This window comes from Streptomyces sp. NPDC031445 (genome assembly GCF_055581365.1).
Map to the genome: position 1 here is coordinate 547,079 of NZ_JBVIJO010000002.1, position 11,259 is coordinate 558,337.

Annotated in this window: 8 protein-coding genes; 7 read left to right on the plus strand and 1 reads right to left on the minus strand. The window is 75.1% G+C overall.

What is annotated here, in order from left to right; all coding sequences use genetic code 11:
- Positions 1 to 12: 12 nt before the first annotated feature.
- From ACZ5DC_RS08695 to ACZ5DC_RS08720, 6 genes are all read left to right on the plus strand, one after another.
- Positions 13 to 1,044, plus strand: coding sequence for a glutamate ABC transporter substrate-binding protein (locus tag ACZ5DC_RS08695; RefSeq protein WP_468650733.1), 1,032 nt, complete (start codon positions 13 to 15; stop codon positions 1,042 to 1,044).
- A 41-nt stretch (positions 1,045 to 1,085) separates the two neighbouring features.
- On the plus strand, positions 1,086 to 2,366 hold the full coding sequence (locus ACZ5DC_RS08700) for a hypothetical protein (protein ID WP_468650735.1): 1,281 nt from the start codon (positions 1,086 to 1,088) through the stop codon (positions 2,364 to 2,366).
- The gene (locus ACZ5DC_RS08705) at positions 2,363 to 4,846 is read left to right on the plus strand and encodes a tetratricopeptide repeat protein (RefSeq protein WP_468650737.1); all 2,484 of its coding nucleotides are present in this window, start codon (positions 2,363 to 2,365) and stop codon (positions 4,844 to 4,846) included. Before ACZ5DC_RS08700 ends, ACZ5DC_RS08705 begins: the two co-directional genes overlap by 4 nt.
- Positions 4,847 to 4,849: 3 nt before the next feature.
- Positions 4,850 to 6,487, plus strand: a complete 1,638-nt coding sequence (locus ACZ5DC_RS08710; RefSeq protein WP_468650739.1) for a PP2C family protein-serine/threonine phosphatase — start codon at positions 4,850 to 4,852, stop codon at positions 6,485 to 6,487.
- A gap of 115 nt (positions 6,488 to 6,602) precedes the next feature.
- The gene (locus ACZ5DC_RS08715) at positions 6,603 to 7,946 is read left to right on the plus strand and encodes a VWA domain-containing protein (RefSeq protein WP_468650741.1); all 1,344 of its coding nucleotides are present in this window, start codon (positions 6,603 to 6,605) and stop codon (positions 7,944 to 7,946) included.
- Between the two features lie 34 nt (positions 7,947 to 7,980).
- Positions 7,981 to 9,654, plus strand: coding sequence for an FHA domain-containing protein (locus ACZ5DC_RS08720; RefSeq protein ID WP_468650743.1), 1,674 nt, complete (start codon positions 7,981 to 7,983; stop codon positions 9,652 to 9,654).
- Between the two features lie 6 nt (positions 9,655 to 9,660).
- Here the strand turns inward: ACZ5DC_RS08720 and ACZ5DC_RS08725 are convergent, their stop codons facing one another.
- Complete coding sequence (locus ACZ5DC_RS08725; protein ID WP_468650745.1) at positions 9,661 to 10,638, minus strand: methyltransferase domain-containing protein; 978 nt, start codon at positions 10,636 to 10,638, stop codon at positions 9,661 to 9,663.
- 85 nt (positions 10,639 to 10,723) lie between these two features.
- Here ACZ5DC_RS08725 and ACZ5DC_RS08730 point away from each other — a divergent pair, with 85 nt between their 5' ends.
- Positions 10,724 to 11,128 carry a globin gene (locus tag ACZ5DC_RS08730; RefSeq protein WP_468650747.1) on the plus strand — a complete coding sequence of 135 codons (405 nt, stop codon included), beginning with the start codon at positions 10,724 to 10,726 and terminating at the stop codon, positions 11,126 to 11,128.
- The last annotated feature ends 131 nt before the right edge of the window (positions 11,129 to 11,259 follow it).

Here is an 11,259-nt window from a genome sequence, read left to right on the forward strand (position 1 = left end):
GGGGGCAAGGCGATGGACGTGAGCCGTGCGCGGTCCGCCCTGCGGGGCTGGGGCGGGGTCGCGGCGATGGCGGTGCTGTGCGCGCTGGCGCTGGCGTTCGTCCTGCTGCTGCCGTGCACCCAGCGGACCCCGGACGGCCCGCGGCACGCCGCGCAGAAGACCGCCACGGGCGTCCAGGCCCGCGCCGACGGCTGCGTGGACGCCGAGGCGCACGAGCGGACGCCGGCGCCGTCCGGCGCGGACGGTCCGACGATCGACGCGATCAAGGCACGCACGGGAGCGAAGCGGAAGCTGATCGTCGGCGTCGACCAGAACAGCTACCGCTGGGGCTACCGCAACCCCAACACCGAGGGCGCCCAGCTGGAGGGCTTCGACATCGACCTCGTCCACCGGATCGCCGAGGACATCCTCGGCGACCCGGACGCGGTGCAGTTCAAGGCCATACCGACCAACCAGCGCATCCCGGCGATCGAGGACGGACGCGTGGACATGGTCGTCCGCACCATGACGATCACCTGTGACCGGCTGAAGCAGGTCGCGTTCTCCGCGCCCTACTTCAGGACCGGCCAGCAGGTCCTCGCCCCCAAGTCCTCCCCGATCACGGGGTACGACGGCTCGCTGGCACACAGGAAGGTGTGCACGGCGGCCGGTTCGACCGCCCTCGCCAAGCTGGAGGCCGACAGGAAGGACGGCCGGCTGCCCGCCACCGCCGACCTGTCCACCACCGTGCCGAACCAGCTGGACTGCCTGGTCCGGCTGCAACTCGGCGAGGTCGACGCGGTGGTGACCGACGGCGCGCTCGCCGCCAGCCAGGCCGCGCAGGACCCGACCGTCGCACTGAAGGGCGAGCCGTTCACGACCGAGTACTACGGCGTGGCGATGAAGAAGGACGCCGTCGATCTGGTACGCCGGGTCAACCGCGTTCTGGTGGACTACCGCGCGCACGGCTGGCAGGCGTCGTACGACGACTGGCTGTCGGCGACACTGGGCAAGGACTCGGCCGCGTCGAAGCCGCCCGCGCCGCGTTACCGGCCTGGCGGTTGAGCCGTACCCGACCCGAACAGACAGCAAGCGAGAGGTGATCGATGGGCGTCACGGACCCCGCCGGGCCGGTGATGGACCGGGACGAGGTGGACCGTGCGCTGGCGCGGCTCGGCCAGGAGCACGAGGCGATCGAGACCTCGCTGCTGGCTCTCCAGGACCACGCGGGCCGCAGACTCCTCGAAGGCGCGCGGCTGACCGGTGTCACCCGGGAACGCTGGCAGGCCACGGAGACGCGGATCACCCGGCTGTGGGCGTACTTCGACGCCTACGCGGACGCGCTGCGCGGCGCCCGCGAGATCCGCGCCCGGCGCCGCTGGTCCAGCCGGGAGGACCTGGCGGAGCTGACCGAGCTGCTGCGCGGCGAGTCCGTGACCGTCCCCGGCGGCGGGAACGGCAGGCTGAGCGAGACCTTCTCGCTGTCCGCGCTGGTGGAACGCATGAACGAGCTGTACGCGACGAGCCTGGACGTGATCGTCGCCGCCGACGCGGTCTGGTCGGCGCTGCCCGCGCGGATCGATTTACTCGCCGCGGAACTCCAGCGCACCCGGCAGCTCGCCCACTCGGTCGGGGTGCGCCCCGGCGAGCACCCGGCCGGTGACGACCTGGAGCGGATCACCCGCACGCTGACCCGGCTGCGCGAGGACGTCGTCTCGGACCCGCTCGCCTTCTGGGTGCCGGCCGAGGGCAGTTCGGCGCCCGGCGGCGGCCGCCCGGACACGACGGTGTACGACCGTGAGGCGCGTGCCCTGGAGGACGTGCGCCGGGAGATCGACGCGGTGCTGACCGTCCGGCAGGACGCGGAAGCACGGCTGATCCGGCTGCGGGACGTGCTCTCGCGCGCGGACCGCACCCTGGCCGAGGCGCGGACCGCGCGCGGCGAGGTGCTGGCGAAGATCGCGGCGACCGAGGTGCCGGTGGTGAGCGGACCGCCGACCGCGCTCCAGGAGCAGCTGGCGACCGCCGCCGAGTACCGCAGGCAGGCCCAGTGGCACCGGCTGTCCCCGCTGCTGGAGTCACTGGAGGAGAAGGCGGAGGACGAACTGCTGCGCGCCCGCGAGTCGTTGACCGCGGTCACCGCGCCGCTCGCGGTCCGCGCCGAGCTGCGCGGCAGGCTCGACGCGTACAAGGCGAAGGTCGCCCGGCACGGCCTCGCGGAGGACCCGCTGCTGGTCGAGCGGTACGACGCGGCCCGCCGCATGCTGTGGAGCGCGCCCTGCGACCTGCGGGTGGCGGAGCAGGCCGTGCTGCGCTACCAGCAGGCGGCGGCGGACGTGCTCGGCAGCGCGAGCGCGCCGCAGGACCGTAAGGGGGACGAGTCATGAGTCAGCCGGGGCAGAGCTGCCAGCGGCCGGGCTGCGAGGGGTCGTACGAGGACGTCGGCGGCGGCGAGCTGTACTGCGACACGTGCGGTCTGGCGCCGGTCGTCTCGGCCGCGGGTACTCCCTTTGGGGGAGGCATGGTGGGCTCGCCGCCCACCGGGGTGGCCCGGGGGGCGTCCGACAGCGGCAGCTCGCGCAGTGCGCGCGGTTCGGGGACGACCTCGCAGTCGTCGAGGTCGCGCCGCTCGGTGTCCGGGCGGCTGTCCCGGTCGCTGTCGGGGACGCCCACGGGCCGCTCGGTGTCGGTGCGCAGCTCGGGATCGTCCTCCGGGGCCTCCTCGCGGGGGCGGCTGGGCGCGGGGCTGGTCTCGGTGCCGCAGGTGCCGCGGCCCGACCCGCGCGCGATGGTGCTGGAGAACCCGGAGGTGCCGGAGCGCAAGCGGTTCTGCTCGCGCTCGGACTGCGGGGCGCCGGTCGGCCGGGCCCGGGGTGACCGGCCGGGCCGCACGGAAGGTTTCTGCACCAAGTGCGGGCACCCGTACTCCTTCGTGCCCAAGCTGCGGGCCGGGGACATCGTGCACGGCCAGTACGAGGTCGCGGGCTGCCTGGCGCACGGCGGGCTGGGCTGGATCTACCTGGCCGTGGACCGCGCCGTCGCCGACCGGTGGGTGGTCCTCAAGGGCCTGCTCGACACCGGCGACCAGGACGCGATGGCCGCGGCGATCTCCGAGCGGCGGTTCCTCGCGGAGATCGAGCACGCCAACATCGTGCGCATCTACAACTTCGTGGAACACCTGGACCAGCGCACCGGCTCCCTCGACGGCTACATCGTCATGGAGTACGTCGGCGGCAAGTCCCTGAAGGAGATCGCCAACGCCCGCCGGGCGCCCGACGGCCGCCGCGACCCGCTGCCGGTGGAACAGGCGTGCGCGTACGGCATCGAGGCGCTGGAGGCGCTCGGCCACCTGCACAGCCGGAACCTGCTGTACTGCGACTTCAAGGTCGACAACGCCATCCAGACCGAGGACCAGCTCAAGCTGATCGACATGGGCGCGGTCCGCCGGATGGACGACGACGAGTCGGCGATCTACGGCACGGTGGGCTACCAGGCCCCGGAGGTCGGCGAGTCCGGCCCGTCCGTGGCCAGCGACCTCTACACGGTGGCCCGCACGCTCGCCGTGCTGGCCTTCGACTTCCAGGGCTACACCAACGTCTACGCCGACTGTCTGCCCGACCCCGACACCATCGACGTCTTCCGCCGCTACGAGTCCTTCTACCGGCTCCTGGTGCGCGCCACCGACCCCGACCCGGGCCGCCGGTTCGCCTCCGCGCAGGAGATGGCCGAGCAGCTGACGGGGGTGCTGCGCGAGGTGGTCTCGCTCCAGACCGGCCGGGCGCGGCCCGCGCTGTCGACGCTGTTCGCGCCCGAGACCAAGGTCACGGACACGGAGCTGTTCCCCCGGCTGCACGGGGACGTGTCCCGGCTGGGCGCCCGGCCGGTGCGGAAGGCTCCCGCCGCTCCCGCCCCGCCCCCGCCGGCCCTGGTCCGGCCCGTCGACACGCCGGCCGCCGCGCTCGCCCTGCCGGTCCCGCTGGTCGACCCCGGCGACCCCAGCGCCGGTTTCCTCGCGGGCCTGATGGCCTCGGCGCCGGCCGAGCTGATGAGCGCGCTGGCGGCGGCACCCGCGCAGACCGTGGAGACCCGGCTCCGGCGGATCCGCGCCCGGCTGGAGAGCGGCGACCACCGGGGGGCGCTGACGAGCCTGGCCGAGCTGGACGAGGAACAGCGCGACGACTGGCGGGTGGTGTGGTACCGGGGTGTGGCCGCGCTGGCCACCGGCGACTTCGAGCAGGCCGCGCTCGCCTTCGACGCGGTCTACGACGCCTTTCCCGGCGAGGCAGCGCCCAAGCTGGCGCTCGGCCTGTGCGCCGAGGTGCTGGGCCAGCTGGACAACGCGGCCGAGTACTACCGCCTGGTGTGGACGACCGACCCGAGCTTCGTGAGCGCCGCGTTCGGGCTGGCGCGGGTGCAGCTCGCGGCCGGGGACCGGCGGGGCGCCGTGACGACGCTGGAGTCGGTGCCGGAGTCCTCCATCCACTACACGGCCGCCCGGGTCGCCGCCGTCCGGGCCCGGCTGAGACAGCGCACCGCGAGCGCGGGTGACGTACCGTTCCTGGACGACCTGACGGCCGCCGCCGGTCAGGTCGAGGCACTCCAGGCGTACGGCCTGGACCCGGCGCGGCGCGAGCTGCTGTCGGCGGAGGTGCTCGGCTGCGCGCTGGACTGGATACTCTCCGGGGGCCAGGGCACCGGGCCCGCCGCCGGCGGCCGGGTGCTGCTGGGCAGCGGCCTGGACGAGCGGGGCCTCCGCTTCGGCCTGGAGCGCGCCTACCGCACGCTGGCCCGGCTGGCGCCCGGCGGCGATGAGAGGATCGAGCTGGTGGAACGGGCCAACCGTTACCGCCCCCGGACGTGGGTGTAGTCGATGTCGCAGATGCCCCAGCAGGCCGCACTGGCGAAGTGCCCGAGCTGCGCGGAGCCCGTGGAGTCGGGTGACCTGTTCTGTGGAGCGTGCGGATACGACCTTTCGGTGGTGCCCGCACCGCCGCAGGACCATCCGACGCTCACCATGACGGGCCCCGCCGGTCCCGGGGACGGCCCGGCGTGGCCCGCCCCCGGACCGCCCACGGCCTCGTCCGCCCCCCACCTCCCGACGGACCTGCCGGGCACCGACTCGGGCGGCACACCCCTGTCCGGCGATGCCTCCGGGACCACACCTGCGCCGGCACAGGACGGCGCCCCCGCCGCCGGGCCCGCCCCGCTGTCCGGCCAGGGCTCCCACGGCACCCCGGCAGCCGCGCCGCTGCCCGGCCAGGACCCCGGCGCCCTGCCGCCGGCCGCGCACGGTTTCGGGGCCGCCCCGGGCAACGCGTCACCGTCCGGCCAGGAGCCCCACGGCACCCCGGGCGGCACACCGCTGTCCGCACAGGAGTCCGGACCCACACCGGGAGCCGCCCCGCTGCCCGGCCGGGGATCCGGTTCGGGCGGCGCGTCGCTGCCCCCGGGCGAGAGCGGTCCCGTCCCGGGTGACGCGGAGCCGGGCGGGCACGCCTCCGGTTCCGGGGTGCGGTTCGACCGGTCGCACGAGCCAGAGGAGTACCCGTTGCAGGCACCGGACCCCCGGCCGGCCTCCGCACCGACCGACCCGGCGCAGCTGTGCGTGGCCTGCCGGGCGGGCCGGGTGGACGGCGACGGCTACTGCGAGAACTGCGGGCACGCCCAGCCGCGGGAACGCGACCACGTGGAGCGGGAGTCGGGACCGGTCGCCGCCGTCAGCGACCGCGGTCTGCGCCACCACCGCAACGAGGACGCCTTCGCCGTCGGCCACACCACGCTGCCCGACGGCACCCCGGCCGCGCTGGCCGTCGTCTGCGACGGCGTGTCGTCCGCGACCCGCCCCGACGACGCCTCCCTGGCCGCCTCCCGGGCCGCCGGCGACACTCTGCTGGCCGCGCTGCCGCGCGGCACCCACCCGCAGGCGGCGATGCACGAGGCGATCCTCGCCGCCGCGCAGGCCGTCAACGCGCTCGCCGAGGAGCCCGCCACGGCCCGCGAGCACGCCCCACACCAGAACGCGCCGGCCTGCACGATCGTCGGCGCGGTGGTCACCCCGGGGCTGCTGGTCGTCGGATGGGTCGGCGACAGCCGCGTCTACTGGGTGCCCGCCGACCGCACCGCCCCGCCCGCCCGGCTGACCGAGGACGACTCCTGGGCCGCGCAGATGGTCGCCGCCGGACTGATGAGCGAGGCCGAGGCGTACGCCGACGCGCGTGCCCACGCGATCACCGGCTGGCTCGGCGCGGACGCCTACGAACTGGAGCCGCACACCGCGTCGTTCGAGCCGGACCGGCCCGGCGCCGTGGTCGTGTGCACCGACGGGCTGTGGAACTACGCCGAGACGGCGGAGGAGATGTCCGAGGTCCTCCCGCCCGACGCGGCGGCCCGCCCGCTGCACGGCGCACGGGTGCTGGTCGGCCACGCGCTGGACGGCGGGGGCCACGACAACGTAACAGTGGCGGTCCTGCCGTTCCCGCTGCCGCCGCAGGGGGCAGGATCGGCCTGAGGGCCGTATCCGACGGGGGAACGGCACGGGGAAGCCGCGGCGGACCGGAGGGGACCGGTCCGCTCACAGTCGTCGCCTCGCGTCGGCGGGGCGTCCGAGGGGGATGCGAGCAAGCATGGCCAATTTCGCGAAGTCGAACGTGCCGCGGTTCTCGGTGGACGTCTACCAGAACGAGTACCTGCCCGAGGGCGGCAGCGAGGTCAACGCCATCGTCACGGTGACCGCGACCGGCGGCGGCACCCTCGGCAGCGCGGTCACCGCGCCGGTGTACCCGCCGGGCGGGGGGCCGTCCGCCGCCGTGGCGATCATGGTGGACTGCTCGGGCTCCATGGACTACCCGCCGGCCAAGATGCTGGGCGCCCGTGACGCCACGGCCGCCGCGGTCGACACCCTGCGCGACGGCACCCGTTTCGCGGTGATCGGCGGCACGCACGTGGCCAAGGAGGTCTATCCGGGCGGCGGCCGGCTCGCGGTCGCCGACGCCACCACCCGCGAGCAGGCCAAGCAGGCGCTGCGCCGGCTGAGCGCGGGCGGCGGCACGGCCATCGGCACCTGGCTGCGGCTCGCCGACCGGCTGCTGTCCGCAGCGGACGTCACCATCCGGCACGGCATCCTGCTCACCGACGGCCGCAACGAGCACGAGTCGGCGGAGGACCTGCGGGCCACGCTCGACGCCTGCGCCGGCCGGTTCACCTGTGACGCGCGGGGCGTGGGCACCGACTGGGAAGTGAAAGAAGTCACAGGGATCGCCTCGGCGCTGCTCGGCACCGCCGACATCGTCGCCGACCCGGCCGGTCTGGCGGCCGACTTCACGCGGATGATGGAGACGGCGATGGGCAAGGAGGTCGCCGACGTCGCTCTGCGGGTGTGGACGCCGGTCGGCACGACCATCCGGTTCGTCAAGCAAGTCGCCCCTGCTGTCGAGGACTTGACCGGCCGGCGTACCGAGGCCGGGCCGCGCGCCGGGGACTACCCGACGGGCTCCTGGGGCGACGAGTCCCGCGACTACCACCTGTGCGTGACGGTCCCGCCGGCCGGACTGGGCCGGGAGATGCTCGCCGCGCGGGTCTCCCTGGTCGTTCCGGAACCGGGAGGAACCGCGCAGAACCTGGGCGCACAGGGGCTGGTACGGGCCGTGTGGACCGACGACATGACCGCCTCCACCGCGATCAGCCCCCAAGTCGCCCACTACACCGGGCAGGCCGAACTGGCGCAAGTCATCCAGAAGGGCCTGGACCTTCGCAAAGTTGGCGATTTCGATGGAGCAACGGCCAAACTGGGGCGGGCGGTTCAGCTCGCGAACGCCTCGGGGAACGCGGATACTGCGAAACTGCTTGCGAAGGTGGTGGACGTGGTCGACGCCGTGACAGGTACTGTGCGGTTGAAGACGAGGGTCGCGGAGGCGGACGAGATGACTCTGGAGACCCGGTCCACCAAGACCGTCCGTGTGAAGAAGTGACCCTCCAGAGCGCAGGAGAAGGGGAAGCACCGACATGCCGACCTGCCCGAACGGACACCAGTCGGGTTCCGACGACTGGTGCGAGGTCTGCGGTCACCGCATGGCCGGTGCCGTACCTCCGCCCCCTCCGCCGCCCCCGGGCGGTTACGGCTTCCCGCCCCCGCAGGGCGGCCGGGCCGGCACCCGGCCCGGCCCGGCCGGCGGGTCCGCCCCGGAGCCGGAGCTGTGCCCGCAGTGCCGTACGCCCCGCGAGGGCGGCGCGCCGTTCTGCGAGGAGTGCCGGTGGAACTTCCTGACCAACACGGCGACCTCCTACACCCCGGCCGCCCCGCGCCCGCCGCAGCCGCGGTTCCAGCCGCCGAGCTCGACGTTCGGCGGGGGTGACGGGTACGAGTACCAGGGTTCGCGGCCCTCGCAGGTGAACCGGCCCGCCGAGCCGCTCCCGTCCTTCCACAGCGAGCCGTCGGGCCCGACGCCGTTCGGCGGCGACCGGGCCCCGTCCGGCCCGCCGACCTCCCCCGGCCCCTCGGGCGCTCCCCCGTTCGGCACCGGCGACCACCGCCCGCCCGGGGCGCCGCAGGGCTTCGGCCAGGGTCCGGGCCAGGGCGGTCCTGGCCAGGGCCCGGGTGCCGGCAGCCCGTCCGGTCCCGGCGGCCCCGGAGGTTTCGGCGGCCGGGGCACGGTGCCGGGCCAGGGCCCCGGCGGCCCGGGTTCCGGCGGCCCGTCCGGCTTCGGCGGCGGTCCGGGGCAGGGTCCGGGCGGTCCCGACGGTCCGGGGCAGGGTCCCGGCGGCCCGGGCGGCCCGTCCGGGTTCGGCGGTGGCCGGGGACAGCGCCCGGGTCCGGGTGACGCGTCCGGCTTCGGCGGCCAGGGACCGGGCGGCCCGGGTTCCGGCGGGCCCTCAGGCTTCGGCGGCAACCCGGGTCAGGGTCAGGGTCAGGGGTCCCAAGGCCCCTCCCCCTTCGGCCGTGAGCCCTCCCGTCCCGGTGGCCCCACGCCGTCCGGTCCCTCCGGCTTCGGCGGTGACCCCTCGGGTCCGGTGCCGGCGCCCGGCGGTCCCGGCGGTGCCCCGCAGGCGTTCCAGCCGTCCGGCGCGTCGGCCCCGCCCGCGTTCCCGGGCGAGACCCCCCGGCCCCCGGCCGCCGACGACGACTGGGTGATCTCCCCGCCGTCGTCGACCGGCCCCGGCGGTCAGGGCGGCGGCTACGGCTACCCGCAGTCCGGCGGCACCCAGACCCCGCCGGGACCCGGCGGACCGGGCGGTTTCCCGCAGGCGCCGCACGCACCGCAGGCCCCCCGGTCGGCCACCTGGACCGCGACCATCGGCCCGGACCGCGAGTACTTCATGGCGATGATGCAGCGCTCCGGCCCCGAGGCCGCGGGCCTGAACCTGCCCGCGTACTCGCCCGAGCAGCAGCGCACGCTGACCGGCAACCAGGTCACCATCGGCCGCCGCCGGCACTCCACCGGCGACACCCCCGACATCGACCTGTCGGTGCCGCCGGAGGACCCGGGCGTCTCGCACCAGCACGCGGTGCTGGTGCAGCAGCCGGACGGCAGCTGGGCGGTCGTCGACCAGAACTCGACGAACGGCACCACGGTCAACATGTCCGAGGAGCCCATCCAGCCGTTCGTGCCGGTCCCGCTCCAGGACGGCGACCGGGTGCACGTGGGCGCCTGGACGACGATCACCGTCCGCCGGGGCTGACCGCGCTCAGGGCAGGGGCCAGGCGTACGGCCCCCGCGGGTCGTCCAGCCACGCCCAGGTGTCCTCGCCGGCGACCGTGACGCCGTACCGTCCGCGCTCCGGCTCGCCCTCGCGGTCCCACAGGGCGTACGCCTCCTGCGGGCCGAGGGCGCCGCGGGTCAGCGTGAGCAGGAAGCGGAACGACTCCTGCTCACGGGCCCGGCTGGGCAGCCCGGCCAGTGAGACGCCCTCGGGCATCACCCGGCGCCCGCCGCGCAGCGGCACGAAATAGGCGGCCCCGGGCAGGAACGGGCCCTCGGCGTGCTCCGCGTCCCGCACGGTGAGCGTGAGCAGGCCGGTGGCGAGCGGGGTGAGGACGCGCGCGCCGGGGCGGCTCTGGGCGAGCCAGGCGCGCGGCACCGTGGACAGCTCGCAGGTGGCGATGATCCGGTCGAAGGGGGCGCGTTCGGGCACCCCGCGCGCTCCGTCGCCGGTGACGACGAGGGGGTGGTGGCCGGCCGCCGCGAGGTGCTGCCGGGCCGACTCGGTGATCTCCGGTTCCAGGTCGATGGTGGTGACGAGGTCGTCGGCGCCGAGCCGGTGGGCGAGCAGGGCCGCGTTGTATCCGGTGCCGGCGCCCACCTCCAGCACCCGGTCGCCGTCCCCGACGCGCAGGGCGGTCAGCATCCGGGCCATCAGGGAGGGCTGGCTGCTGGAGGAGAGCAGTTCGCCGTCGCGCAGCCGGGTGGCCAGCGGTGCGTCCGCGTAGGCGCCGCGCACCCAGCGCTCGCGGGCCCGGCGGTCGGGGCTCTCGCCCCAGCGGCGCTCGTAGCCGCGCGCCCCGGTGACGTAGTAGTACGGCACGAACAGGTGCCGGGGCACCGCCGCGAACGCCTCCCGCCACACCGGGTCGTCCGCCCAGGCCCCGTCCGCGTCGATCTCCCGCACCAGCTCGGCCCGCGCCGCGTCGGCGAGGGCCTCGGTCTCGGTGTCGTAGCCGCCCATGGGTCCACAGTAGGGACGGACGGTCCGCGGACGGGCTGGTCCTAAGCCTCGAGTCCTCGGTCACCCGGTCTGAGACGATGGACGGGTGAATGAGATTCGGCGCGGCACGCTTCAGGAGCAGACCTTCTACGAGCAGGTCGGCGGGGAGGAGACCTTCCGCCGGCTCGTCCACCGTTTCTACGAGGGGGTCGCGGAGGACCCGCTCCTGCGCCCGATGTACCCGGAGGAGGACCTGGGCCCGGCCGAGGAGCGGCTGGTCCTGTTCCTGATGCAGTACTGGGGCGGTCCGACGACGTACAGCCAGAACCGCGGCCACCCGCGGCTGCGCATGCGGCACGCCCCGTTCACCGTGGACCGCGCGGCGCACGACGCGTGGCTGCGGCACATGCGGGCGGCCGTCGACGAGCTGGGGCTGTCGGAGGAGCACGAGCGGACGTTGTGGAACTACCTGACGTACGCCGCCGCGTCGATGGTGAACGCCCCCGACTGATCATCCGGGCTGACGGGTCGTCACTGAAGGTCGGATTCCGGTCACTCCGCGCCGCATTGCGGTCACAATCCGGTATAGACGGGCCGACAACCGCTTACCCGCCGCCCGGCGCTCTGCCAGCATCGCCCGAA

Coding starts and splice junctions, on each gene's coding strand:
- ACZ5DC_RS08695 (WP_468650733.1), top strand. CDS start 13: ATGGACGTGAGCCGTGCGCGGTCCGCCCTGCGGGGCTGGGGCGGGGTC.
- ACZ5DC_RS08700 (WP_468650735.1), top strand. CDS start 1,086: ATGGGCGTCACGGACCCCGCCGGGCCGGTGATGGACCGGGACGAGGTG.
- ACZ5DC_RS08705 (WP_468650737.1), top strand. CDS start 2,363: ATGAGTCAGCCGGGGCAGAGCTGCCAGCGGCCGGGCTGCGAGGGGTCG.
- ACZ5DC_RS08710 (WP_468650739.1), top strand. CDS start 4,850: ATGTCGCAGATGCCCCAGCAGGCCGCACTGGCGAAGTGCCCGAGCTGC.
- ACZ5DC_RS08715 (WP_468650741.1), top strand. CDS start 6,603: ATGGCCAATTTCGCGAAGTCGAACGTGCCGCGGTTCTCGGTGGACGTC.
- ACZ5DC_RS08720 (WP_468650743.1), top strand. CDS start 7,981: ATGCCGACCTGCCCGAACGGACACCAGTCGGGTTCCGACGACTGGTGC.
- ACZ5DC_RS08725 (WP_468650745.1), bottom strand. CDS start 10,638: ATGGGCGGCTACGACACCGAGACCGAGGCCCTCGCCGACGCGGCGCGG.